Origin of the sequence: Niveibacterium umoris (assembly GCF_014197015.1) — a bacterium.
Classification (GTDB): domain Bacteria; phylum Pseudomonadota; class Gammaproteobacteria; order Burkholderiales; family Rhodocyclaceae; genus Niveibacterium; species Niveibacterium umoris.
In genome coordinates, this window is the sequence record NZ_JACIET010000002.1 from 1,121,253 (window position 1) to 1,146,964 (window position 25,712).

The following is a 25,712-nucleotide window of genomic DNA, read 5'->3' on the forward strand; positions in this document are numbered from 1 at the left end:
CCACGCGCCAGAAACAAACGGGCCACAGCGGCATTGCACGCTGTGGCCCGTTTGCTTTTCTGCGGGCGCGAGGCCTCGAAGACCCCGCCGATCAGCCGCGGTAGCGGTTCACCTCGTCGCGGGTGGCGAGCGCCACGGCGCGCGCGGCCTCGGCAAAATCCTCGCCCTGGCCGGCGTAGAGGATCGCGCGCGACGACGAGATCATCAGCCCGCTGCCATCGGCCGTGCGGCCGGCCTTGACGGTGGCCTCCACATCGCCGCCCTGCGCGCCGATGCCCGGCACCAGCAGCGGTAGATCGCCGACGATCGCTCGCACATCCGCGAGTTCCTGCGGGAAGGTCGCGCCGACTACCAGCGCGGCCTGGCCATGCGGGTTCCACTTGGTCGCGACGAGTTCGGCAACATGCTGGTAGAGCTTGCGGCCGCCCGCCATTTCGAGGAACTGCAGGTCTGATCCGCCCGGGTTGGAGGTGCGGCACAGCACGATCAGGCCGCGGTCCTTCCATTCCAGGTAGGGCTCGACCGAGTCGAAACCCATGTAGGGGTTCACCGTCAGCGCGTCGGCCTGGTAGCGCTCGAAGGCTTCGCGCGCGTACTGCTGCGCGGTGGCGCCGATGTCGCCGCGCTTGGCGTCCAGCACCACCGGTACTTGCGGGTGCCTGGCGTGGATGTGTTCGATCAGCGCTTCGAGCTGATCTTCTGCGCGCAACGCTGCGAAGTAGGCAATCTGGGGCTTGAACGCGCACGCGAGGTCGGCAGTCGCGTCGACGATGGCGCGGCAGAATTCGAACACCGCATCCGGGCGGCCCTTCAGGTGCGCCGGAAACTTGTTCAGATCAGGGTCGAGCCCGACGCACAGCAGTGAGTTGTTCGACTGCCAGGCGGCAGCGAGGCGGGAGCGGAAGGTCATGGTGCAGTCCGGTTTGCGCGATGGCCCAATTCTACCGCGATGCCGCTGGTCGCCCGGGACAGCCGTCTGGCCGCCGAAGACAGCGGCGTGTCGCGCCGACAGGCGTAGCATGTGCGGCTACCCTGTTCCCAGTCCGAGGTGCGTGATGTCCCGCAGGCAATGGCTTTCCCTGATTCCCCTGGTTGCGGCGCTGGCCGCGTGTGGCGGCGGCGGCGGTTTCGCCGGGCTCGGCACGACGACGAATTCCGGCGATGCCGACGTCTCCGCGGTGGCCAAGAACGACCCCGGCTCGCCCCTGCCTGCAACATGGAAACAGGGCCCGTTCGCCGAGATCTACGTGCGCGGCTACAAGGACAGCGACGGCGACGGCATCGGCGACCTCAAGGGTCTGACGCAGCAGCTCGACTACCTGCAGCAGTTGGGCGTGACCGGCATTTGGCTGATGCCGGTGACCCAGTCGCAGGACAACGACCATGGCTACGCGGTCACCGACTATCGCGCGATCGAAAAGCAGTATGGCTCGCTGGCGGATTTCGATGCCTTCATCAAGGCCGCGCACGACCGCGGGATCGGCGTGATCATCGACTACGTGATGAATCACAGTGGCGCGAAGAACCCGCTCTTCATCAATTCGAGCAGCGCGACCGACAGCACGCGGCGCAACTGGTACATCTGGCAGAGCACCAAGCCGAGCGGCTGGAGCATCTACGGCAGTGATCCGTGGAAGTCGAGCAGCACCGGTTACTACTTCGCCGGATTCTGGGACCAGATGCCGGACTTCAATCTGCGTAACGCGGACGTGATCGCCTACCACCAGAACAGCATGCGCTTCTGGCTCAACCGCGGTGTCGACGGTTTCCGTTTCGACGCCGTCGGCAACCTGGTCGAGAACGGGCCCAACGCCTGGGAGGGCCAACCCGAGAACTACACGATCATGGGTGACGTGCATACGATGCTGGGTGGCTATGCAAACCGCTACATGGTGTGCGAGGCGCCGATCGACCCGGTGGGCTTCAGTGCCTCGACGGCGTGCGGCAGCGCCTTCGCGTTCGGTCACAACTACGACATCGTGAGTGCCGCAAAGGGCAGCAGCACCAGCGCGGTAACGGTGGTCGCCAATTACTTCTCGAGCGCCCCGCTGGGTATTGCGACGATGGTGTCGAACCACGATGCCTTCGCCGGCGACCGGCTGTGGACCCAGGTGAATGGGGACCAGAAACAATACCGGCTGGCGGCCGCGACCTATCTGCTACAACCCGGCGTGCCCTTCATCTACTACGGCGAAGAGATCGGCATGGCGAACAACAGCAGCCTGTCGGGCGACTGGAAGCTGCGCACGCCGATGAGCTGGACATCCGATTCCGCCACCGCTGGCTTTACCAGTGGCACGCCGTTCCGCGCACTGTCGAGCAATTCGACCACCAACAACGTCGCGGCCCAGCAGGCGGATGCGAACTCGCTGCTCAATTTCTACAAGGCGGTGATTGCGATGCGCAAGGCGCATCCGGCGCTGGCTTCGGGCAGTTACGACAATCCGCAGTCGAGCGGGCTGACGATGAGCTTCACCCGTTCTGCGACCAACGAGATGGCCCTGGTCGCGATCAACTACGGCACGTCGGCGGCGAATGTGAACTTCACCGGTCTGCCGGCCAGCGCGAGCGTGGCGGCGGCGTGGCCGGCGAGCGGCGTTGGCGGCGTAGCGACGACGGGCGGCACATTCAGCGCCACCGTGCCGGCCCAGTCCTTCGTTGTCTTCACGATCGCGAAGTAAGCGCTGTCCCCGGGCGATGAATCAGGCCCCGCATCGCGGGGCCTTTTCTTTTTCGGTTGAGCGGCGCGCGGGCCGATCGGTCACTGCACGGCAAGCGTGGGGCCGCGCACGCATGCGGCCGTGTGGCCGCCCATTTACGTGTCGCGACGCCAGCGCCGCCGGCAGCAAGTCCTTGGGGCGCAAGTCATTGAGCTAGTGGATGTTTTCCGGTTTCGGGTACAATTGCCGGCTTTTTTCCGCGGCCGATTCCCGGCCGCGATGCTCGAAGGATTCCTGCCGTGCTCGTCGCAAACAACATCACCATGCAGTTCGGTGCCAAGCCGCTGTTCGAGAATGTCTCGATCAAGTTTGGCGACGGCAACCGCTACGGCCTGATCGGCGCCAACGGGGCCGGCAAGTCGACCTTCATGAAGATTCTTGCCGGCGTGCTGGAGCCCTCGTCCGGCAACGTCGCACTCGACTCCGGCGAGCGCATGGCTTTCCTGCGCCAGGATCAGTTCGCGTACGAAGACCAGCGCGTGATCGACGTCGTGATGCAGGGCCATGAGCAGATGTGGGCCTGCATGAAGGAAAAGGACGCGATCTACGCGAACCCCGAGGCCACCGAAGACGACTACATGCACGCCGCCGAACTCGAGGCGCACTTCGCCGAGTACGACGGCTACACCGCCGAGGCGCGTGCGGGCGAGCTGCTGCTGGGCGTGGGCATCCCGACCGAGCAGCACACCGGGCCGATGAGCGAAGTCGCGCCGGGCTGGAAGCTGCGCGTGCTGCTGTGCCAGGCACTGTTCGCGAACCCCGACATCCTGCTGCTCGACGAGCCGACCAATAACCTCGACATCAACACCATCCGCTGGCTGGAAGGCGTGCTGAACAACCGCAACAGCACGATGATCATCATCTCGCACGACCGCCACTTCCTGAACCAGGTCTGTACCCACATGGCCGACCTGGACTACGGCCGTATCCAGACCTACCCCGGTAACTGGGACGACTACATGGAAGCGGCGCAGCAGGCGCGCGAGCAGCAGGCCAAGGACAACGCCCGTGCGAAGGAAAAGGTTGCCGAGCTGCAGGAATTCGTGCGCCGCTTCTCGGCCAACAAGTCCAAGGCGCGCCAGGCCACCAGCCGCGCCAAGCAGATCGAGAAGATCAAGATCGAGGAATTCAAGCCCTCGAGCCGCCAGTATCCGTGGATCCGCTTCGACTACGACGAGAAGGAAAAGCTGCACCGCCATGCGGTCGAGGTCGAAAAGCTCAGCTTCGCCTATGAACCCGGCAAGCCGATCATCCGCGACCTGACGATCACCATCGACGCTGGCGACAAGGTGGCGATCATCGGCGAGAACGGTGTCGGCAAGACCACGCTGCTCAAGCTGCTGATGGGCCAGCTGCAGCCGCAGTTCGGCAGCGTGAAGTGGGCGGAAAAGGCCAAGCTCGGCTACTACGCGCAGGACCATGCCGACGACTTTGCCGGTGGCGAGAACCTCACCGACTGGATCTCCGGCTACGTGCGCGAAGGCGGCTACGAGGGCGACGACGCGGTGACGCTGATCCGCGGCACGCTTGGCCGTCTGCTCTTCAAGGGCGACGACGTGAAGAAGTCGGTCAAGGTGATCTCGGGCGGCGAACAGGGCCGCATGCTCTTCGGCAAGCTGATGCTCCAGCGCAAGAACGTGCTGCTGCTCGACGAACCGACCAACCACATGGACATGGAATCCATCGAATCGCTCAACTCGGGCGTGATGGACTTCAACGGCACGCTGCTGTTCGTCTCGCACGACCGCGAGTTCGTCGGCTCGGTGGCGACGCGCATCATCGAGATCAAGCAGAACGGCGAGATCGTCGACTACCGTGGCACTTACGACGAATACCTGCACGCGCAAGGCGTCGAGTAAGCGCAGCGTTCGCAACACGAAAGCCGGCCCGAGGGCCGGCTTTTTCTTTGCCCGGAGTACGACGAACTGCAAGGTGTTTGACCCTGCTCCATACGGCGCTGGCACAGCACGGCAAGAATCCTGCTCCCTCCGAACGTGTGTTTCCCGCGATGTCCTTCCAGCCTGTTTCCCTTGTCCGCCGGCCAGACCGTGTCGTGGCGGCCGCGCCCATCGTCGGCGCGCGCGTCGAACTGCAACTGCTGACCACGCTGCAGTGCAACCTCAAGTGCAGCTATTGCTCGATCAGTGAAGGCGACGTACTCGGCTCACAGGGCAAGGTCGAGTACGACATCGACACGCTGCACCGTTTCATCGAAACACACCTTGGTGCAAAGGACGTCTACGTCACCTTCTACGGCGGCGAGCCGACCCTGAACCGCGCATTCATGGAAGCGGTGATGTGGCGATACCCGCACTTCCGCTTCCAGCTGCAGACCAACGGTACCCTGCTCGACGATCTGCCCGAATGGGTGCTGCGGCGACTGGACAACATCCTGGTCTCGATCGACGGTGGCGAACAGGTCACCGACGGCTATCGCGGGCGCGGCATCTATCGTCAGGTGATGCGCAATGTCGAGCGTGTGCATGCACGGGTCGGCGGTTCGTTGACCGCCCGCATGACCTGGTCCAGCGACGAGATCGACCTCGCGCAGATCGAAGCGCTGCTCGATCGTTTCGACTACCTCTACTTCCAGTTCGTTGCCGATCACGCCTATGGCGACGCAGCGCTGATACGCCGCAAGGCGGTGCTCGACGATCTGGTGGCGCGCTTCTTCCGCGATGCCGACGCCTTGCTGCCGGTGATCCCGCTGATGGGCATCGTGCGCAACAAGCTGTTCCCGCAACTCGTTGATGAACGCCACCATGGTCGCGCGCAGTGTCGCGTCTCATCGCACATCCTCAACGTGATGCCGGACGGTCGCATCTTCCCGTGCCCGGATCTGATGCACCTGCCCGACATGCAGATGGGGGACCTCACCGAGAACTGGCTCGTGCCCAGCCCGCTGCAGCAGCACCCCGACATGCCCTGCGGTCGCTGCGAAGCGCAGGCGTGGTGCCGCGGCAACTGCATGAAGAATCTGTGGATGGGCTATGTGCGCAAGGACGAGGCCTGGCGCAGCGGCATCACCGACCCGGTCTGTGAGCTGGTGCGACATCTCGGCCAGGCGATTGACCGCCACCCTGTCGCCGAGTGGTACGCAGCGCTGCCAGACGCACTGCAGCGCGAAATTCTCGACTGCCCGGTGTACGACTACGTCGAAATCATGCCGTAGCGTTCGGCGCGCGCCGCCGCACTTGCGGAATGAGGGCGAGGATCAGCCCGATCACGGCCCCGGCGACATGCGCCTGCCAGGCAACGGCAATACCTGCGGGCAGGCCGCTGAGATCGGTCTGCAAACCCCAGGCGTCGCACGCCAGTTTGGCGGTGAACGCCGCTGCAATGAGTAGCAGCGGCGCACGCAGATGGCGGTCCCGCCACAGTCGCTCCGCTGCCGCAAAACACAGCGTCACCGCCAGGGCTGAGGCGCCGCGATAGGCGACGAGGTGCGGCGCGGCCAGCAGTGTCGTCAGCGAGATCAGCGGCGCTGCGCCGAAGTAGAGCAGCAGCGTGCGGCGGCTGCCGAGATCGGCTTCGACAAGCACCGCGGCACAGCAGAGCGCGAGCAGGTCGGTCAACGCGTGGGTGGCGCCAAAGTGCATGAGGTGGCCACTCCACAGTTGCCACAATGCGCCGCCGGTGAGGGGCGCGCGCGACAGCGCCAATGCGTCTTGCAAGCCTTCGGGCAGCGCAAGGGCGGCGAGTGCACAGCCCGCCAGCGCGACACTGACGTACGGCAGGCGGATTGCAGCGCTCACGGACGTCGACTCAGCCCGATCAGGATCAGCAGGCCGGCGGCAATCAGTACGCCGCCGAGGCCGATTCCCCCGCCGCCGCTATAGCCCGGGCGGTTGACGACTTGCACCGTACTGTCGGTCTTGATCCGTGCGCGGAAGCGTTCCAGTTCGCCCTTCAGATTGGGGATCAGGTCATCCACCGCGGCGTTGAAGCCGGCGCTGCGCGCATCGCGCGAAGCCTCGCTGAAATTGACCAGCGTCGAACTGCCCTTGATGCGGCTCGTGCCGGGCGCGCGGAACAAGAGCTTGTGGCTGGCGACATCGAACACCGCGGCGTCCACCATCGTCTGCACATCGTAGCGATCACCCTGTATCACGTAGGCGCCTACGATGGTCCAGTACAGCATCGACAGCACGCCGTTGTCGACGAACTGCACCTGGTCGTACGAGACCAGTGCAACGACGTCGACATCGAACATGCGTGCCACCTGCTCCAGATTGGCGAAGCCGCCCTTGGCGCGCAGGTAGGACGACGGAATCACTTCGATCTTGCCGACATAGGGCAGGCTCGCGAAGTTGCCTTTCACCTTTTCCAGCAACAGCGTCTTCTGCTGTTCCGGCAAGCCGGCGCCCCATTGGCCGGGGGGCGCGAAAGCGATGCCGACCTTGACCGGCACCGGCAGCGTAGTCATTCCCGGGGCGAGGGCGGGTGACTGCTTGGCATCGGGGAAGAGGTACTCGACCGCGCTGCCGGACTGCGCGTGCGTGTCCTGGTTGTGCCACAGGCTGGCGCATCCGGTGAGTTGAGCAAAGAGCAAGGGGATCAGCAACAGAACTAGGCGGCGGGCATGCATGGCGGGCTCGTGAGGAATGGGACGCTGCGATGTTTGCGCACCTGTCGGCGTCGGGCGAGCCTTGCCGCCGGCGTAGCGTTCCTTGAGCGTTCGCGTATTGCGGTTCGATACTGATGTGTCCGCCGGACCGGGAGTGCCCGCCCGCCTGGTGGGCGGCGCTGCGTGGGCTTACTTTTCGGGTGCGACGCGATAGTCGGCAAGGATGCGCTCGAAGGCGCCGCGACCGAGCAATCGGGTTTGCGCCCGTTCCAGTTGCTCCAGCGAGATCGTCGCAGACTTGCTGCGGGCGCAATACACCGAGGTGCGCGTGATGAGCAGCGACGACGCACGCAGCGCTCGCGCATTCGGATCGATGCGCTGCAGGTAAGCCAGGTCGATCGTTCGCATCACCGTGTAGTCGACGCGGCCGGCGAGTTGCTTGCGTACGGCCGCGGCTTCGTTGGGAGCGTCGTCGCGGGTGATGCGGGCGCTCGCAAACAGCGGATCGAGCAGCGGATAGTGGTAGCCCAGCACGGTGCCGACCGACTTGCCATGCAGGTCTTCCAGCGTTTGCACGGTCGGGCTGGTGCTTGCGCCCACCAGTCGCTCTTCGATGGTCATGTAGGGGGAAGGCCAGTCATAGCGCGCCTTTGCGTCGGTGACCCATTCTGGCGTGGTGAAACAGCGCACATCGATGTGGATGCCGGGGTCACGCTGTTCCTCGCGCAATCGCGAAAGGATCACCGGGACAGCGCTGCGCCCGAGTTCAGCGGCGAGCGCTTCCTGCCACGCCTTCATGATGCCGCCGACCAGCGCGGTACGCCCGCCTGAAGTCTGGATCTCGCCAAACGGCATCGCCCAGGCCTCTGAAACGCCAAAGTAGAGTGGCGCGGGCGTCGACGGGCCGGCCTCACTGCACGGGGCGAGCAGCATCAAGACGAGGAAGACGGATTGGTGCGCGCTCTGCAAGGTTGGGCGTTCCCGAGGATGCTGCGTGCTCTGCAGTCTAGACGAGCATCCAGACCGTCACCAGCGCGCCGCCGCCCATTACAGCAGCGCGCTCGTCACTCTTCCGGCGCGCGCCGCCGGGCATGCCATTCGCGCGAGCGGCGGGTTGCCGTAGAGCGCTTCCGCGCCTACATTGCGTGTACCTCGTCCGCGCGGGAGCACCGCATGATCCGCTTGCTTGCATTGATTGGCGTGTTGCTGGCGATCCCCGCTCGCGCCGAGATCATCGACAGCGCCGAGCGCGGTTTCACCGTCGTGCAGACCGCCAGTGTGGCGGCGAGCCCGGATCGGGCCTGGCAAGCGCTGACCAGTGAGGTGGGGCGCTGGTGGCACCCGGAGCACACCTGGTTCGGCAGGGCGGATGCCTTGAGCATCAATGCGCGGGCGGGCGGGTGCTTTTGCGAAATTTCCGGCGACGCGCAGGTGGAACATGCACGTGTGATCTTCGTCCAGCCGGGGAAGCTGCTGCGCATGAGCGGTGCGCTCGGCCCGATGCAGGGCATGGGCCTGAGCGGGCTGATCGACTGGCAATTCGCGGCGAAAGACGGCGAGACGCTGATCACGCTGCGCAGCCGCTTTGGCGGCTACGCGCCTGAAGGCCTCGGCGCGCTGGCCAAGCCGGTCGATTACGTGCTCGGGCTGCAGCTCAAACGCCTTGCCGCCCACATCGAAGGTCGCGAGTTGCCGCGCTGAAGGGCTCGCCTCGCTCGCGGCCGGGGCCGCGCTCAGTGCCCCGACGCGCCACTGTTCCTGTGGCGGTATTGACTCGGCGATTCGCCGAAACGCGCCTTGAACGCGGTGGAAAAGTGGAACGCGTTCGGGTATCCAACCGACTCGGCAATGGACCCGATCGCCCGATCACAACTGCTCAGCAGCAGCGCAGCACGTTGCAGGCGAAGCGCCGAAATCCGTGCCATGGGTGGCTCGCCGCACTGGGCGAGGAAACGCCGGTTCAACTGCGCCGGCGAGAGGCCGGCACGACGGCATAAGGTGTCGAGCGTCCACGGCCGCGCGAGATCGTTAAGTACCTCGACCAGCAGCGTGTCGACCAGCGCGTCGCGGCGCTTGCCGCCCGCCATGCGTCGCGCCTCGCGCAGCATGTACTCGCGGCACTGCTCGATCAGCAGCATGCGCAGGCGCGAGCCGGCCGCCGTGAAGTGTTCTGCATGCAGAGCCTCGAGTGCGCCTGCGAAGCGGCGGCCGTCGGGCCATCTGAAATGGCACGGCAGCGCTGCGAGCTCACGCCAGGCTGGCGTCCACTCGACGATGATCCAGGCGCTGTCGCGGTAACCGCCTTCATCGAGCGTGAGGCTGAAGCGCACTTCGGGCGGTATGAAGATCGCTTCACCCGCGCAAAGGTGTCCGGCGGTGTCGCCGATCATGAAACGAGAACTCCCGTCCAGCGCAAAGCTGAGCATCGCGCGACCAGAGAACTGGCGATCGATGCGGTGGTGATCACGCAGTTCCGAGAGCCCGCCGATCCAGATGCCGGCATCCCCGAATTCCGGGAACTGCTGCTGATCGAGAAAGCGCTCGCGACACGCGGGGCCGACTTCGATGATCTCGCGCATGAGAAGAATGGAAAGGTTGCCGCAAAATTCCTCTATGTCATCGTCGTAGGCGGGTCAATAGCATGCAGGGCTTGACTGCACTACTACAACAATGTCGATGCCAATGAGGAGCCAAACATGAGAAGAATTGCCGGACCATTCTGCCTGATCGGGCTAAGCGCGCTGGTCGGCGCTTGCGGTTCGGGCGGAGCGGAGCCCCCCGCGACGCCGGTAAAGAGCGATCCGCCGGCCTGTGTTGTCAGCGATACGCCGACCACAGCGGGCAACATGATCGTGCGCGTGACCTCGTTGCCGGCGAATCAGCCCGCAGCCGATGCCGTCTTCATCGCCGGTACGATGAACGGGTGGAAGCCCGGCGACACCGCCTGGCAACTGAAGCCCAATTGCGACGGATCCCTGCAGGTCGAGGTGCCTTTCGCAAAAGTGGGTGACAGCCAGCAATTCAAGTTCACCCGCGGTGACTGGAAGAAGGTGGAAGTCGACGCCAATCGCTACGACGTGCCCAACCGCACGCTCACTTCGGATGGCGTGCACACGCTTGCAAAGCTCACGATTGCCAAATGGGCCGATCTGGAAGGCGGCAGCCTGGGCAGCCCACCGACTGTGACTGGCGATGTGCGCTTCCAGGACGTCGAGGTCTCGCCCGGCGTGACGCGCAAGCTGCGCGTGTACCTGCCGCCGGACTATGCGACCGCGCCCGCCAAGCGCTACCCGGTGCTGTACATGTTCGACGCGCAGAACCTGTACGACAAGAAGACGTCCGGCTTCGGCAAGGAATGGCAGGTCGACGAAACGCTCGAAGCCATGTTCAAGGCTGGCCAGACCGACGGCGTGATCGTCGTGGGTATCGACAACGCCGGCGATGCGGTGAACCGTTATGCCGAATACACCGGCTGGAACTGGACCCACCCGACCCTTGGCGCCATCACCGCGCGCGGCGACCAGCATGCGGCGTGGATCGTCGGTACGGTGATGCCCCTGGTGAACAGCAGCTACCGCACGCTCACCGATCGGGCGAACACCGGTCTTGCAGGCAGCTCGATGGGTGCCTACATGACGCTCTACACCGGCGCGAAGTACCCGGAGAAGTTCGGCAAGCTTGCCGCCTTCTCGCTCGTGGCGCTGGATGATCCGATGCAGGGCCAGCACCTGCGGGATTTCGTCGCCGCGCCGGGCAATGCATTTGCGTCAACGACCACGGTGTATGTCGACGTCGGCGACGCGGAACAGCTGTCCTACACCACGCCGGCGCTGATGGTCAGCAGCGAAGGCCAGATGTGTGCGGCGCTGCAGAGCGGTGGTTTCACGCCGACCTGCAAGGTCATCGCCGGTGGCATTCACGACGAGACTGCGTGGTCGGTGCGCCTGCCGGACATCCTCAAGGCGTGGTACGGAAAGTGAACGGCGGGGCCAAAGCGCCCTTGGCGATCTGAAAGAGAAAGCCCCGCTCCGGTGACCCGGGCGGGGCTTTCGTGTTGCAGCGACGCGTCGGCGTCGATCAGCTTTCCAGCGCCTTGCCGACGATCTCGGCGACATCGCGGGAAAGCTTGTCATGGCCCTGCACGCGCACCAGCGCCATGCGCGCCAGCGATTGGCGCTGGGTGTCGAACTTGCGCCAGCGGTCGAAGCTGCGTGCGATGCGGGCGGCGACCTGCGGGTTCAGTGCGTCGAGCTGCAGGATCGCATCGGCGGCCAATGCGTAACCGGACCCGTCCGCAGCGTGGAAGTGCTTCGGGTTGGCGGCGCAGAAGGCGCGGATCAGCGCATAGACCTTGTTCGGGTTCCGGATGTCGAAGGCCGGGTGGTCGAGCAGGGCGCGCACCCGGGCGCCGGTGTCCGGCGCGCGCGAGGTCGACTGCACCTGCAGCCACTTGTCGACGACCAGCGCCTCGTCCTTCCACTTCGCGAGGAAGCGCTCCAGCGCCGCGTCGCGCGCCGGGCTGGCGAACTGCGCGAGCGCGCTCAGCGCGGCCATGCTGTCGGTCATGTTGTTGGCGCTGTCGAACTGGTTCTGCAGCAGCGCGAGCGACTCGGCATCGTCCACCTCGGCGATGTAGGAGAGGCAGGCATTGCGCAGCGCGCGGGCGCCGGCCTGCGTGGCCTCAGGTGAGTAGGGCGCGTCGATCTTCAGCTCGTGGTAGGCGGCGGCGAACGGCCCCTTGAGTTCGTTCGCGAGGTGGCGACGCAGCGCAAGGCGTGCGGCGTGGATCGCGTCCGGATCGACCGTGCCTTCGGTGGCCTCGATCAGCACCACTTCCGAAGGCAGCATCAGCGCCTCGGCGACCAGCGCCGGGTCGCCACCCGGCGCGAAGGCCGAGCCGAGCAGCGCGCGCATCGCATCGACATAGCCTGCCGGCACCCAGGCGAGCGTGTCACCGCTGCCGGCCTGGAAGGCGGCCACGCCGGCCATCAGGATGTCGGTCGCGAGGCGCTGACCCGCTTCCCAGCGACAGAAGGCGTCGCTGTCGCGCGCCATCAGGTGGGTCAGATCTGCCTGGCTGTACGGATAGTCGAGCACCACCGGGGCCGAGAAGCCGCGCAGCAGCGAAGGCACGGGCGCCTCAGCGAGGTCTTCGAAGACGAATTGCTGGCGATCTTCGGTGATCGACAGCACACGCTGTGTGTCCGCCGCGGCGCTCTCTCCGGCGAGGCGCAGCGGCAGTTCGCGACCGTCGGCGCCGAGCAGGCCTATCACCAGCGGCAGGTGATAGGCGCCACGCGCCACAGCGCGCCCTTCAGCTTCGAGGCGTTTCTCGTACGCGGTGGCCGGATACTGCTGCTCAACATCCAGCGTGAAGCGTTTGGTGGCTGCGTCGTAGGCGCCGCGCACAAGCAGCTTCGGCGTGCCGGCCTGGTTGTACCAGCGCTTGAACTGTGTGAGGTCGAGGCCGGAGGCGTCCTGCATCGCGGCGACGAAGTCCTCGCAGGTCACCGCCTGACCGTCGTGGCGCGCGAAGTAGAGATCCATACCCTTGCGGAAGGCGTCCTTGCCGATCAGGGTGTGGATCATGCGGATCACTTCAGCGCCCTTCTCGTACACCGTGGCGCTGTAGAAGTTGTTGATCTCGGCGTAGCTGGCCGGCCGGATCGGGTGCGCCATCGGGCCCGCGTCTTCCGGGAACTGTGCGGTACGCAGCGTGCGGACCTCCTGGATACGGGTCACGCCGGCCGAATGCATGTCCATGCCGAACTGCTGGTCACGGAACACCGTGAGGCCTTCCTTCAGCGAGAGCTGGAACCAGTCGCGGCAGGTCACGCGGTTGCCGGTCCAGTTGTGGAAGTACTCGTGTGCGACGACGCGGTCGATGTTCTGGAAGTCGATGTCGGTGGCGGTGTCCGGGCGGGCCAGCACGTACTTCGTGTTGAAGATGTTGAGGCCCTTGTTCTCCATCGCGCCCATGTTGAAGTCGCCGACCGCGACGATCATGTAGTGGTCCAGATCCATCTCCAGACCGAACACGTCTTCGTCCCACTTCATCGACTTCTTCAGCGCTGCCATCGCATGGCCGCACTGGTCGAGCTTGCCCGGCTCCACGTACACCGCGCAGCGCACCTTGCGACCCGACTTGGTGACGAACCAGTCTTCGAGCATGTCGAGTTTGGCCGCGACCATCGCGAACAGGTAGCTCGGCTTGCGGAACGGGTCTTCCCACTTCGCCCAGTGGCGGCCGCCTTCTTCGTCACCGGCACCGACCGGGTTACCGTTGCCCAGCAGCACCGGGAACTGCGCCTTGTCGGCATGGATCGTGACCGTGTACTTCGCCATCACGTCAGGCCGGTCGAGGAACCAGGTGATGCGGCGAAAGCCTTCGGCCTCGCACTGGGTGAAGTAACCATCCTTCGAGCGGTACAGGCCCGACAGCTGCGTATTGCCGTCCGGGTTGATCGTGCTGACCGTGGTCAGCGTGAAGCTGTCGGGCAGTTCGGCGTGAATCATCAGCTGATCTGCGCACAGCACGTACTCGCCCTGGCCGAGCGGGCGACCATCGAGGCGCACCGACTCCAGCTTCAGGTCTTCTCCGTTGAGCACGAGGCTCGCGCTCGGATCCGCAGCGGCGGGGTTGCGCTGGCAGGCCAGCGAGGCGGTGACACAGGCGAAACCGGCTTCGATCGAGATATCCAGGTCGACGGTCTCGATCTGGAACGCGGGCGGGGTGTAATCCTTCAGGTAGATCGCTTGTGGCGTGTCGGTGCGCATGAGGAATCCTCTCTTGGGGGCCGGTGTGCGGCGTCGGGGCGGGCGCGCGCAAGTTGCGGCGCGTGCGCTGACCGGAGTGTTCTGGAGTGGAGGCGGATTCTAGTGCAGTGCCGGCGCGGGGGGTGTCATCGATGCGACCGGGAATTGCCGCAGCGGGAAGGACAGGGCGCGGGTGGAGCAGGGGCAGCCACGCTGGCGTGTTTCAGGAGTCAGAAAAGATGAAGCCCGTCGGTGAGGGGGGGCTCGACCGACGGGCGGGGGGAGACAAGACGCTACGGGAGGAGATGCCGCTGGGGGAAGCGACTTCGTCGGGGGACGGGGGGGAGGTCCGTAACGCCTTGGAACGAATTAAACCAGTGAGTGCGGGACGCATCCTTGCCGGGATTGCGCAATTCAAGAAATCTTCCGGGATCGCATGATTTCGCTTGAAACCCAGTGCCGATCAGCGTTCCGCCCCGGCAACCGGCGCGCAACCGGCTGCCAGCAAGGCTGATACTGCCTATGCAGGGTCCGGACGGCGCCGGATTGATAGCGATTGCTTGCTGCTGCACCACTTGTGTGCGCGCCAATCGGGTTCTGGGCGTGCGGAGCAGTCGCGAGACGTGGCAGACTGCGGTCTGCAACGAGGAGAGCATGGTGGGTTTTGCTGGACCGGAAGCCGGTGTCACCGGTATCGCGCAGGCGCGATTGGACGAACTGACGCAACTCGATCACTTGCGTGAGACCGCGCCGCAGCGCGCGGCCGAGTTTGGCGAGGCGCTGCTCGATAGCGCGCTGAGTGGTTCGGATGCGGTGTTGGCCTCTGCAGTGCGACTGAGGCTGGGCGAAACGATGCGTGTGCTCGGCCGTATCGCCGATGCCACTGCACACTTGCAGGCCGCACTGGCCTTCTACGAATCGAGCGGCGATCGCTCCGGCGAGGCCTGGGCGCATCACCATCTGGCCACGGTGTGTGCCGCGAGCGGGCTGCTCGATCAGGCGCTGCGCCATATCGAGAATGCGCGCGACCTGTTCGAACTGCTCGACGAGGCGGCGGGCATGGCGCGCGCGCTGGTGACCGAGGCCGTCACCTACTCGAACACCGGGCGCCCACAAGAGGGTTTGCAACTGGCCGAACGCGCCGAGCGCATCTATCGACTGCGCTGCCCCGAGCGCGAGGTCGAACTCGGTTATGCCCTCTACAACCGCGCGACGCCGCTGATCGCGCTGGGGCGCCCGGAAGAAGCAAGAGAGGCTTTGACCGAAGCGCTCGAAATCGGGCGGCGTAACGGTCCGGGCCGCCTGGCGGCACTGGCGCTGGGGCAGCTTGGCGTGATCCATCACCGCGCCGGCACGCTCGACGCCGCACGTGCGGACATCGAAGGCGCGATGCAGCTGGGCGAGACGATGGGCGAACCGGTGGTGGTGGCCTGGAGCCGTTATCACCTCGCCTCGATTGCCACCGAAATCGGCGATAACGCTGCGTTCGACGCACACATGGATCGCGCGCTCGCCGTCGCTCAGAGTCACGGCCTGCTCGATTGCCATGTCGCCTGTCTTGACCAGTTGCACAAGCATTACGAGCGTATCGGGGATACGACCGCGGCGCTGGCAACGCACCGCGAACTGCTGGCCGCGCGCATGAATCAGCTTGAGCGGGCGAGTTCGTACAACCTGCGTTACATGCAGGCCGTGCGCTCGCTTGAAGATTCGCGTGCCAACAACGCCGAGCTGGAGGAACGGGTTTCAGAGCGAACCCGAGAGCTGTCTGAAACGGTGGATCGCTTGCAGCGCGAGATCGCGCGGCGCGAAGAGATTGAACGCCAGGTGCGCTTCCTCGCCGAACGCGATCCGCTGACGCGTTGTCCGAACCGCCGGGCGCTGATCTCGTTTCTCGGCGAAATGCTCGACGCGGCTGCCGGCGCGCAGCATGTCGCAGTGATCTTCATCGACGTCGACCGCTTCAAGCAGATCAATGACTCGCTGGGCCACACCGCTGGCGACGCCGTGTTGTGCGATGTGGCGCAGCGGCTTGGCATGGCCACCGGGGAAGGCGGCCTGCTGTCGCGCTATGGGGGCGACGAATTTGTCGCCGTGATCCCGCTCACGACGCCGGTCGAGGCCGGGCGCGCCCTAGCCGATCGCGAAATGGCCCAGTCGGTGGCCCGCGTGCGGCGCTGCTTCGAAAAACCCTTCAGCGTTGGCGACGAGCAGTTCTATCTGGATTGCAGCATCGGCGCGAGCCTGCACCCGCAGGATGGCAACGAGCCCGAATCACTGATCGCCTGCGCCGACATGGCGATGTACGCGGTCAAGCAGTCCGGCCGGGGCGGCCACGCCCTCTTCGACGTGTCGCTGGCGGAGGCGGCCCACGAACGCCTGGCGCTGGAAAAATCGCTGCGCCATGCAACCGAACGCGGTGAATTCGAATTGCGCTTCGAACCACGCGTGTCGTCGCGAGGGGGGCTGGTCGTCGCGCTTGAAGCATTGTTGCGCTGGCGCCATCCGAAGCTCGGCTGGGTGCCGCCGTCGCGCTTCATCCCGATCGCCGAGGACACCGGAGAGATCGTGCCGATCGGTCGCTGGGTGCTGGAGCAGGCCTGCATGCACCTGGCCGGCTGGCGCGCGATCGGGCATCACGACCTGCGCATTGCGGTCAACGTGTCGGCGCGCCAGATCAAGGACATCGAGTTGCTGCCGGCGATCGAACATGCACTCAAGGCGAGCGGCCTGCCGCCTGATGCGCTCGAGCTGGAAGTGACGGAATCGCTGCTGATCGAAGACCCGGAGGGCGTGGCCCGGGTGCTCGGGCGTCTCAAGGGTGTCGGCGTGCGCATCTCGCTCGACGATTTCGGCATGGGTTACTCGAACCTGGCGATGCTCGCGCGCATGCCGCTCGACATCCTCAAGCTCGATCGCAGCCTCGTCGAGGAAATGGTGTGCAGCACCCGGGCTGCCACGGTGGTGGCTTCAATCGTCAGCCTGGCGCGGGGCCTGGGCCTCTCGGTCGTGGCCGAGGGCGTACAGGACGAAGGTACCCGCATCGCGCTGACTGCGCTCGCCTGCGAGAGCTTCCAGGGCTATCTCTTCTCGCAGCCGATGACCGCCGAAGAGGTCAGCGCGCGTCTCGCCGCGGTAGGCTGAGGCCCGCCGCGCGGCACATCAGGCGAACAGCGCCTGCCACGACTGCAGCGCGCGCAGCCGCGCTGTCTTCTTGCGGTGGTGCGCTTCCATGCGTTGCAGCACGTCTGACAGCATGTCGACCGCTTCCAGGATGTACGGCCCCTTGTTCAGCATCACGCATTCGGCACGCACGCCCATCGCCGCATCGGTGATTTCGCTGCGCGACGGCTGGCCGCGCTTGGCCAGCGATTCGAGCACCTGCGTCGCCCATACGACCGGGACCGAGGCGGCTTCGCAGAGCCACAGGATTTCTTCCTGGATCTCGGCAAGCCGCTGGTAACCGAGCTCCACTGCAAGGTCGCCGCGCGCGATCATCACCGCCGTCGGGTTACGGCCGGCCGATGCAACGATGATCTCCGGCAGGTTGCGCACCGCGCGCCGGGTCTCGATCTTCATCATCAGCGCCGGCGCTTTTGCACCGCGCCGCCCGGCGCTTTCCAGCGCGGACTGCAGACGGGCGACATCTTCCGCGCCCTGCACGAAGGAATAGCCGACGAGGTCGGCATGCTCGGCCACAAACGGCAGCGCGGCGAGGTCAGCATCGGTGAGCGCCGGAACGGCGAGTTCGGTGGCCGGGAAATTCAGGCCCTTGTCCGCCTTCAGGCGTTTGCCGTCCGACGGCGCCTGCGTGATCTGTACCTGCACCGCGCCGTGACGTCGATCGGTGATGCGGCCGCCGAGTTCGCCGTCGTCGACCCACACCGGGTCGCCATGGCGCAACTGGCCGATCACTTCGGGCAGGCTGCAACCGATCGCGCGATCGCCTTGCGGCGCGTCTGAAGGCGCGCGCGCCAGCCAGAAACTGTCACCGATGTTGAAGCGGTGCTTGTCGCTCTGGCCCTCGAACGTGGTCGTGCGCAGCTTCGGCCCCCCCAGATCCATCAGCACGCGTGTGCGAGGCGGCATGCCCAGTTGCTGTTCGGCGGCGCGCAGCGAGCGGATCATGCCGGCCCAGGTGGTTTCGTCGTCATGGGCGCAATTGATGCGGACGATCTCCATGCCGCGCTGCAACAGCCCGCGCAGGAAGTCCACATCGTCGGCTGCCGTGGGGGGCAGCGTCACCATGATGCGTGTGCGGCGATGCGGGTTCGGAATCCCGAAGACGCGCAGGCTCTCTTCATCAAGGCGCTGGTTTCCCGCCACGAAATCGCCGCGCGAGGGCAGATTCGGCTGCTGTTCGGCAGGAATGCCAGCCGCGCGGGCAACCAGTGCGGCAATCGCAGTCAGCGATTCGGTTGCGCGCGACTCGCTGCGACCCAGCGACGACAGGCCGAAGCGGGCCAGCTCTTCCTGCAGCGCGCACAGGTCACGCCGGCGCAGCGCCAGGTAACAGGCGAGGTTGCGCGCGGAAGGCGCAAATTCGGCGCGGCGTATCCAGTTCGCCCATTGGTCGACCAGCGATTCACCTTCGTCGACGATGTCGGTGCGCAGTGCCTCGAGTTCCGAAAAGAGGTTGGTGAGGTGAAGCGAAGTCTTGTCGGCGACCGTTGCAGGCATGTGTGATCCCTCATTGTGGGCGGGGGGAGCAGCCAGGCATCGTCGTTGATTCCTGTTGCAGACCGATGTCAGCGCAATTCAAGAAAGCAGCGGCGGATGCCGTTAGCTGGCATTACGCACTGCGGTGCCAACAAGATCGATTCGGGGTGGAGCGTTCATGACAACAATGATCATGCGACTGTCGCAGTCGCGCGAGGGGGTATTTTTTGCGGCGCGTTCCGTGACCGACAAACTGCTGCTCGGACTCCTCGGTCTGTTCAGTCTGGTGGCGATTGCGCTGGGGGCCGCGCAAGACCAGTGGGGGCTGGCGGGCGGGGTCGCCGCCGTGGCGCTGCTGCCTCTGCTGATCGCACATCGCGCTGCGCCGGGCGAATCGGTCACCCGCATTGTCGCCGCGCTGGCTACCGTGCTTGTTTCGGTGACGCTGCTGCACCTGTCCGGCGGTGCGGTCTGGACACGCCTGGCCGCAGTGGCCCTGGTGATGATGTTGCTCGGCTATTGCGACATGAAGCTGATGGTCGGCGCCGCGATCTTGTGGACAGTGTCGTGCGCCGTGTGGAACAGCCAGCACGGTGCTGCCAATGGTGCCGTAGCGGGTGAAGCGGCCGCGATGGTGGTGCTGATCGCGGTGCTCGCCTTTCTCAGCTACATGCTGCGCACGGTGTTGTGGCGAGCCCAGGTGGGTGCCGAGTTCGCGCGTAGCGTCAAGGAAGGCAAGCTTGATTTCCGGTTCGAGGCGCGCGAGGTGGCGCGCAGTCCGATGATTGCCGCGATGGACGCCATGCAGGTCGATCTGCGCGGCACGGTTGGGGTCGCGGCCGCGACTGCTCGCGAACTGGTCGAGACGGCCGCCGAACTGGCGGCGGCAAGCGAGCGGATTTCCGCGGGCGTGCAGGCGCAGGCCGACGCCAGTGCCAGTGCCGGCAACGTGGCCAGCGACATGGAGCAGACGGTCGGCACGATCGCAGAGCGCGCCTCCGAAGCAGCCAATGCGGCGGCACGCTCACGCGAGGCTGCGCGCGATGGCGGTGCCGTCATCGGTGAAGCCGCCGATGCGATGCGTCGCATGGCCGAGGCGGTGGAGGCGGCTTCGGCCTCGGTGGAAACCCTGGGCGCGAAGTCCGAGGCGGTTGGGCAGGTGGTGCAGATGATCAAATCCGTCGCAGAGCAGACCAACCTGCTGGCGCTGAACGCCGCCATCGAAGCCGCACGCGCGGGCGAGGCCGGGCGCGGCTTCGCGGTCGTCGCCGATGAGGTGCGCAAGCTGTCGGAACAGACCAATCGTGCGACCGGCGACATCACGAAGATGGTCAGTGAGATCCTGTCGGTCAAGAGCGACGTCACCACCCGCATGTCGCATGCGGTGAAGGAAGTGGAGGCCGGGCTTGGCAATGCGGAGCGCGCAAGCGGCGCGATCGAGGCGATCCTGCGTCGCGCCAGTCGTGTCGACGACAACATCGCCGGTATCGAAGAGGCGCTGCGTACCCAGCGCGATGCCGCGCATTCGGTGGCGTCGGCTGTGGCGAGACTGAGCGAGATCGCATCGCAGGCCAGTGGCGAGAGCGCAGCCATCGCGGGCCGCTCGCAGCAGCTCGCTCAGACTGCGCGTGATCTCCACGGCGCGGTGGAGCGGTTTGATCACTGAAACCACGCACAGTTGTTCTGCGTGAAATGACTGCCTGAGCCGACTCTAGTGTGTTTCCAACATATTTCACATTGATCTGAATTGCTGGCCTGGCAGATGTCGACTGGCCGCATGCGATCTGGTTAGACTGCGCCCCACTCTGCCACGCCGTACAAAAAGGCAGATGCTAAAAATGCAGATTCCGGTAGCTTCGCGCCAGTCCAGGAATCGAACCAGAGGATGGAGACAAGCCAGAAGAACGACGCCGCCCTGAGACAGCGGTGATCGGTGAGTGCCAGCACTGACCGAAATTGCGGGCCGATCCCTTGCGGGAGTCGGCCCGTGTGTTTTTCGGGCCCGGCTGATTGTCAGAGTGTGGCGAGTGCGCGTTCGAATCGATCGAGACCGACTTGCAACGTGCTGCGCGGGCAGCCGAAGTTGAGCCGCACAAACCCGGGGGCGCCAAACGCGGCGCCGTCTGAAAGGCCCAGCCCCGCCGATTCAAAGTGCCGCGAAGGGTTCTCCAGCCCCAGCGCGCGGCAGTCGATCCAGGCCAGATAGGTGGCTTCAACCGGTGTCATCCGCACGCCCGGCAGGCGCGCCATGGTGGCTTCGACAAGACGGGCGTTCGCGGCAAGGTAGTCGATCAGCGCGCGGCGCCAGGGTTCGCCGTCTCGGAATGCGGCTTCCATCGCCACCAGTCCGAACTGGTTCACATGCGGCACGATGCCCGCCATGGTGTGCGTGAAGCGGCGACGCAGCGCTGCATCCGGGATCACCGCGAACGCGGCACCAAGGCCGGGTATGTTGAAGGTCTTGGATGGCGCCATCAAGGTGATGGTGCGGCGGGCGATCTGCGGGTCCAGTGCCGCAAGCGGCATGTGGCGCGCCGCCGGATCGAGCACCAGGCCGCAGTGGATTTCGTCCGAGCAGACGATCAGATCGTGGCGTTCGGCGAGTGCGGCTACCTTGCGCAGTTCGGCCTCGCTCCAGGCGCGGCCGACCGGGTTGTGCGGGTGGCAGAACAACCACAGCCGGCTGCCCGCCAGCGCCGCGTCGGTGCCATCGAAATCCAGTTCCCAGCGCTCTTCGCGGCGAACCAGGCCATGCGTTGCGAGTCGCCGTTCTCCGAGCTCCGGTGCGGACAGGAAGGGCGGGTAGACCGGCGTCGCGGCAAACACTTGCTCGCCGGGTTCGGTTGCGGCCCTGACGGTGACGTTGATGCCGCAGACCAGACCCGGCAGCCACACCAGCCACTGTGGATCGACCTTCCAGGCAAAGGCGCTTGCCAGATGCTCGAGCGTGGCCTCCACCAGATCCGGCGTCGAGACGCAGTAGGTGAAGTGCCCGAAGGCGACTTCCTTTTGCAAGGCGGCAATGACTGGGGGCGGGGCAGCGAAATCCATGTCGGCGACCCACATCGGCAGGATTTCCTGATTCGCGTAGCGCGACCACTTCATCGAAATTGCACGATCGTGCAGCGGAAGGGGGGTGTCGAAATCGAACATGGTGGATGCGCTCGCGACGAGGAGCGCCGATCTTACTCCCATGCCATCGGCCTGCAGCGGCAAGCTGCGGCCAAGTGTGTGGCTTTACCTTCTCAGGCGTGGTGTCTGCGCTTGATCGCGTACATGCGGTTATCCGCAAAGCGGATCAGTGCGTCGGCGGTGGCTTCGTCGTCTGGAAACACCGCCACCCCGATCGAACTGCCGACCGCGGCGCAGATGCCGCCGAGGTCGACCGGCTCGCCGATGCTGCGTTCGATATCCGCGGAGACGCGCGCGATGGTTTCGCGCGTCGGCAGGTTGGTCAGGACCACGACGAATTCGTCGCCGCCCCAGCGCACCACCACGTCGCTGCTGCGCACAACACCGCGCAGCCGCTCGGCGGACACCTGCAGCACCCGATCGCCGATGTCATGCCCGAGTTCGTCGTTGATCTGTTTGAAGCGGTCGAGGTCGATGAACAGCAGCGCGGCGCGGGTGCCGGCCGAACGCGCCTCTTCGATCGCGCCGCGCAGCTTGTGTTCGAGCACGCTGCGATTGGGCAGGCCGGTCAACAAGTCGTGACTGGCGCGGAACTCCGCAAGCAAGGTCTGCTGCTTCGACTGCGTGATGTCGCTGGCTGTGCCGATATGGCCGTTGACGCGGCCGTTCGCGTCGAACAGCGGCGCTGTTTCGCAGCGCACCCACACCACGCGCCCCTGCGGTGCGCGCAGCCGGAATTCTTCGGCCATGCGCTGGCGTGCATTGCGCGCATCGATCCAGCGCCGCTCGACCCGTGCAGCGTCGTCCGGGTGCACGCCGGCGATCCAGCCGGCGCCGGCTGCATCGGCCGCGGGCAGGCCGGTCATCGTGCTCCAGCGGTCGTTCACAAACACGTACCGGCCTTGGTCGTCGATTTCGAAGATGCCGACCGGCGCCTGGCGGGCCAGTTCGCGCAAGCGGCTGTCGCTGCGCGCCAATTCGGCCTGCGCCCGCGCCAGGGCATCGAGTTCGTTCTCCAGCTGAGCGGCCTGATTGCGCAGCAGGCGCTCGCGTTTGACCGTGTCCGTCACATCAATGACCTGCAGCAGCGCGAGGCGACCGCCTGATGCGCGGGCGAGTGGCGTGACGCGGATCGATTGCCTGATCGGTTCGCCGCTGTCGGGGTCGTGCAAGGGCAGCGGAAAGGGCTGCAAGGCGTAGGACAGCAGGCTTGCACGCCCGGCCTTCTGTGCCTCGGCAACCGCTCGCTGAATCCGCGGATCGAGCGCACCGAAGAGGTCCTCCAGTGCGCGTCCAAGCGCATCCTCTTGGCGGACCTTCGCGCGGGTCGCGATCCAGTCGTTCCAGACGGTCACCTGACCCCGGTCGTCGAGCGCGATGATGCCGGTCTGCAGCGCGTCGACAAGGTCGCCGGTATTCATCGAGACGTCAGATATTGAAGGCGGCGCCGACCTTGTCGACGAACGCGCGGATCGACTCGAGATCCATCATGAACATCACGAAGCCTTCGATGTTCGTCGATTCCAGCCGCATGCCGATGCGCGCCACCAGCACGGTGGAGCCGGCGCTGCGTTCGAGCAGGCTATGCGCATCGGCGAGGATCACGCGCGGCAGGCTGCCGGGAATTTCACGCCCGAGGATCCCGGCGATACTCCCCATGCAGGCGTTGATGATGATGTTGCCAATCTCGGCGAGCGCGTCCTGCTCCAGCTCGGTAATGCGGTGGATGGGCGTGGGCTCGTTGAGCAGGCGGCGCACCACTTCGAGCCCGCCTTCCTCCGAAAACACCAGCAGCGTGTCGGCTTCGAACACCGATTCGGTTGAAAAGCGTTGCAACACACCGCACAGGCGTTGCCCGCCCTGGCCGATGTCCACCGCCTGCGCGACCTCTTCACGTGGCATCAGCGCGACCCAGGGCACCGACAGCAACACCTCTTCGCCGACGATCTGCGAAAAGACGGAGGCCGCTTCGCCGAGCGCGATGTTGAAGGTTTCGCCGAGCGCGTCGAGTTGCAGTTCGCTGAGCGCGAGCGTCATGTCTGCGGGAAGGCGTCGTCAAGGATCTGCGCGATCACTGCCTCGCTGATCGGCTTGCGGTAGAAGCGCACCCCCTGGGCCTCGGCGCGCTGGCGCACCGCTTCCTGCACATTCGCGGTGAGCAGTGCGAGACGCACATCCGGTTGCAGCGCATGCAGCGCGCTGGCGAGTTCGAGCCCGTTCATGCCGGGCATGTTCATGTCGAGGATCGCGAGATCCAGGTGGCGATCCCTCGCTTGCGCGAGGGCCTGTTCCCCATCGGCACCTTCGACCACATCGCTGCCAGGACGCAGATGCATGACCAGCGAGCGGCTCATCATCCGAGAGACACGGCTGTCGTCGACGACCAGGACGGTGAGCGGTTGAGTCATGTTCGGGCCTCCTCAGGCTGATGCTTGTACTTCGGCACTGGTCCTGAAAACTTGAGATGCCACAGGGCGGTCATGGCGGCGGAGGGGAAATGCCGCGTGCGAGTCAGCTCTGTTGCGCCGGAGCGTCATGGGGTCCGGCTGTCAAGATGTTGGGATTGACTAAATCGTCAAGCTTGGCGTATTTGTTCACGGATGTCGCAATTTTGCGGCGAATTAGTCGTTTCTCGAAGAGAGGCGCCATGTCTCCGGATATCGACCCCCGTGCGGCGCGCACCCGCGTGCCTGATGAATTGCTGGCCGAGGCGATCAGCGAAACGCAATGGAGCGACCCATTCCGGGCCTCTGATGTCTTCGGTATGGCGCATGCCGTGCGCGATTGCGATATCGGGGAATTCGACCCGTTGCCCGAAGAGTGGGCTTGAGCGGGCCTCGCTGGCCCGACAAGCCTGCTAAGGTTTGTAAGGCAGCCCGGGCGCGTGTCGTTGCCAGATCTCGGCCGCTTCGCCCGATTTGATCAGCGTTGCAAGCTCGCGATCGAACTTCGCCAACAGGCGCGCAGCCTCGCTGACGCGTGCGGCGATCAGGTGCTTGGCCGGTGCGCGCGCATCGGCGACCGGAGCGTGGCGCATCGCCGCATCGCCAATATAGTCGCGACCGAGAAACCGGTAGCCGGAAATCACCTCGAGTTCCTCGACGAAGAAATCGCAACGCCCGGCTTTGAGCTTGCGGATCATTGCGTCATAGGTGGTGACGCCAAGGTCGAGATCTCTCGGATCCAGCCCGTAGTGGGCATAGCTGGCGCCGATCATGCCGCAGCCGCGGTAGTGCTTCAGGTCGGCGATCGTGCGGATGTTCAGCGGCGTGTCTGCACGGAAGAAAACCTGAGGCGTGAGCGTGTTGTAGTGCGCCGAATAGGCGAAGCGCCTGGCACGTTCCGGATCGGCGTAGGCGTCCATCGCGTAGTCGATTTCGCCAGTCTCGACCAGCTTCAGGCATCGCACCCAGGGCACACTGCCGATGAATTCCACCTCCTTGCCGAGGCGTTTGAAGATCGTGCGCACCATGTCCACCGACGCCCCCTCGAAACGCTCGGTTTTCTGCCCGCGGGCGTCGCGTACCCAGTAGGTCCAGGGCGGCGGGTCCGGGTCGGCACAGACCTTGACTGCACCCGCGGGCGACTCGGCAAGGGCGAGCGCGGGGCTGAGCTGCAGGGCAAATGCAAGCAGGAGGGTCTTCATCTTTGGCTTGAGATGCGAGCGTGGTTGCGCCCAGTGTAGGGCCACGAAACGTGCGCGGCCACCGCCAGGCCGGCGGCCGCGATAGTGCAGGGCGCCTGAGTTCGTGCTGTGGCTCGGTGCCTTGCACCTGCGCTATCCCTTGCGCTAGATCGACCGAAGTGCTTCAAGGCGGTCCGGGTACTGGTTGCGCTTGACTGCGATCAAGCTCAGCGGCGGTTCGATTGCGCATGCT

General features: G+C 65.4%; 20 protein-coding genes. 8 read left to right on the plus strand and 12 right to left on the minus strand.

Annotation, left to right across the window (positions count from 1 at the left end):
- Nucleotides 1-91: 91 nt before the first annotated feature.
- Entirely contained in the window at nt 92-910 is an 819-nt protein-coding gene (gene pyrF, locus GGR36_RS17185; RefSeq protein WP_183636005.1) for an orotidine-5'-phosphate decarboxylase, read from the minus strand.
- 145 nt (nt 911-1,055) lie between these two features.
- Here pyrF and GGR36_RS17190 point away from each other — a divergent pair, with 145 nt between their 5' ends.
- From GGR36_RS17190 to GGR36_RS17200, 3 genes are all read left to right on the plus strand, one after another.
- Entirely contained in the window at nt 1,056-2,681 is a 1,626-nt protein-coding gene (locus tag GGR36_RS17190) for an alpha-amylase family glycosyl hydrolase (RefSeq protein ID WP_183636006.1), read from the plus strand.
- 278 nt (nt 2,682-2,959) lie between these two features.
- The gene (locus GGR36_RS17195; protein ID WP_183636007.1) at nt 2,960-4,579 is read left to right on the plus strand and encodes an ABC-F family ATPase; all 1,620 of its coding nucleotides are present in this window, start codon (nt 2,960-2,962) and stop codon (nt 4,577-4,579) included.
- A gap of 149 nt (nt 4,580-4,728) precedes the next feature.
- Nucleotides 4,729-5,892 carry a radical SAM/SPASM domain-containing protein gene (locus GGR36_RS17200; RefSeq protein WP_183636008.1) on the plus strand — a complete coding sequence of 388 codons (1,164 nt, stop codon included), beginning with the start codon at nt 4,729-4,731 and terminating at the stop codon, nt 5,890-5,892.
- On the opposite strand, the gene GGR36_RS17205 is transcribed toward GGR36_RS17200, so the two are convergent.
- From GGR36_RS17205 to GGR36_RS17215, 3 genes are all read right to left on the minus strand, one after another.
- Nucleotides 5,882-6,475, minus strand: coding sequence for a rhomboid family intramembrane serine protease (locus GGR36_RS17205; RefSeq protein ID WP_183636009.1), 594 nt, complete (start codon nt 6,473-6,475; stop codon nt 5,882-5,884). The two genes, GGR36_RS17200 and GGR36_RS17205, sit on opposite strands and share 11 nt — an antisense overlap.
- Nucleotides 6,472-7,308: a rhombotarget lipoprotein gene (rhlP, locus tag GGR36_RS17210; RefSeq protein WP_183636010.1), complete on the minus strand. Its 837-nt coding sequence runs from the start codon at nt 7,306-7,308 to the stop codon at nt 6,472-6,474. Before rhlP ends, GGR36_RS17205 begins: the two co-directional genes overlap by 4 nt.
- A gap of 168 nt (nt 7,309-7,476) precedes the next feature.
- A complete protein-coding gene (locus tag GGR36_RS17215) occupies nt 7,477-8,220 on the minus strand; it encodes a substrate-binding periplasmic protein (RefSeq protein WP_183636011.1) in 744 nt (247 codons plus the stop codon).
- A 240-nt stretch (nt 8,221-8,460) separates the two neighbouring features.
- Here GGR36_RS17215 and GGR36_RS17220 point away from each other — a divergent pair, with 240 nt between their 5' ends.
- Entirely contained in the window at nt 8,461-8,988 is a 528-nt protein-coding gene (locus GGR36_RS17220) for an SRPBCC family protein (protein ID WP_183636012.1), read from the plus strand.
- A gap of 32 nt (nt 8,989-9,020) precedes the next feature.
- Here the strand turns inward: GGR36_RS17220 and GGR36_RS17225 are convergent, their stop codons facing one another.
- The gene (locus tag GGR36_RS17225) at nt 9,021-9,866 is read right to left on the minus strand and encodes a helix-turn-helix transcriptional regulator (RefSeq protein WP_183636013.1); all 846 of its coding nucleotides are present in this window, start codon (nt 9,864-9,866) and stop codon (nt 9,021-9,023) included.
- Nucleotides 9,867-9,983: 117 nt separating this feature from the next.
- Between GGR36_RS17225 and GGR36_RS17230 the strand changes: the two genes are divergently transcribed.
- Entirely contained in the window at nt 9,984-11,267 is a 1,284-nt protein-coding gene (locus GGR36_RS17230) for an alpha/beta hydrolase (protein WP_183636014.1), read from the plus strand.
- A 97-nt stretch (nt 11,268-11,364) separates the two neighbouring features.
- Here GGR36_RS17230 and pepN read toward each other — a convergent pair whose 3' ends face one another.
- A complete protein-coding gene (gene pepN, locus GGR36_RS17235) occupies nt 11,365-14,064 on the minus strand; it encodes an aminopeptidase N (protein ID WP_183636015.1) in 2,700 nt (899 codons plus the stop codon).
- 633 nt (nt 14,065-14,697) lie between these two features.
- On the opposite strand from pepN, the gene GGR36_RS17240 reads away from it, so the two are divergent.
- Complete coding sequence (locus GGR36_RS17240; RefSeq protein ID WP_183636016.1) at nt 14,698-17,187, plus strand: EAL domain-containing protein; 2,490 nt, start codon at nt 14,698-14,700, stop codon at nt 17,185-17,187.
- Nucleotides 17,188-17,205: 18 nt separating this feature from the next.
- Here GGR36_RS17240 and GGR36_RS17245 read toward each other — a convergent pair whose 3' ends face one another.
- Entirely contained in the window at nt 17,206-18,723 is a 1,518-nt protein-coding gene (locus tag GGR36_RS17245) for a pyruvate kinase (RefSeq protein WP_183636017.1), read from the minus strand.
- Nucleotides 18,724-18,880: 157 nt separating this feature from the next.
- Between GGR36_RS17245 and GGR36_RS17250 the strand changes: the two genes are divergently transcribed.
- Nucleotides 18,881-20,368 (plus strand): methyl-accepting chemotaxis protein, encoded by a 1,488-nt coding sequence (locus GGR36_RS17250; protein ID WP_183636018.1) that lies wholly within the window; start codon nt 18,881-18,883, stop codon nt 20,366-20,368.
- A gap of 347 nt (nt 20,369-20,715) precedes the next feature.
- Here GGR36_RS17250 and GGR36_RS17255 read toward each other — a convergent pair whose 3' ends face one another.
- From GGR36_RS17255 to GGR36_RS17270, 4 genes are read right to left on the minus strand one after another with little or no spacing between them, the layout of a single operon-like run.
- Nucleotides 20,716-21,897, minus strand: a complete 1,182-nt coding sequence (locus GGR36_RS17255; RefSeq protein WP_338086714.1) for a MalY/PatB family protein — start codon at nt 21,895-21,897, stop codon at nt 20,716-20,718.
- Nucleotides 21,898-21,947: 50 nt separating this feature from the next.
- Complete coding sequence (locus tag GGR36_RS17260) at nt 21,948-23,255, minus strand: GGDEF domain-containing protein (RefSeq protein WP_183636019.1); 1,308 nt, start codon at nt 23,253-23,255, stop codon at nt 21,948-21,950.
- Between the two features lie 7 nt (nt 23,256-23,262).
- Nucleotides 23,263-23,871 carry a chemotaxis protein CheC gene (locus GGR36_RS17265; RefSeq protein ID WP_183636020.1) on the minus strand — a complete coding sequence of 203 codons (609 nt, stop codon included), beginning with the start codon at nt 23,869-23,871 and terminating at the stop codon, nt 23,263-23,265.
- Nucleotides 23,868-24,242, minus strand: a complete 375-nt coding sequence (locus GGR36_RS17270; protein WP_183636021.1) for a response regulator — start codon at nt 24,240-24,242, stop codon at nt 23,868-23,870. The genes GGR36_RS17265 and GGR36_RS17270 overlap by 4 nt, the downstream gene beginning before the upstream one ends.
- A 239-nt stretch (nt 24,243-24,481) precedes the next feature.
- Here GGR36_RS17270 and GGR36_RS17275 point away from each other — a divergent pair, with 239 nt between their 5' ends.
- Entirely contained in the window at nt 24,482-24,664 is a 183-nt protein-coding gene (locus GGR36_RS17275) for a hypothetical protein (RefSeq protein ID WP_183636022.1), read from the plus strand.
- 27 nt (nt 24,665-24,691) lie between these two features.
- Here GGR36_RS17275 and GGR36_RS17280 read toward each other — a convergent pair whose 3' ends face one another.
- A complete protein-coding gene (locus GGR36_RS17280; protein WP_183636023.1) occupies nt 24,692-25,480 on the minus strand; it encodes a substrate-binding periplasmic protein in 789 nt (262 codons plus the stop codon).
- Nucleotides 25,481-25,712: the final 232 nt, after the last annotated feature.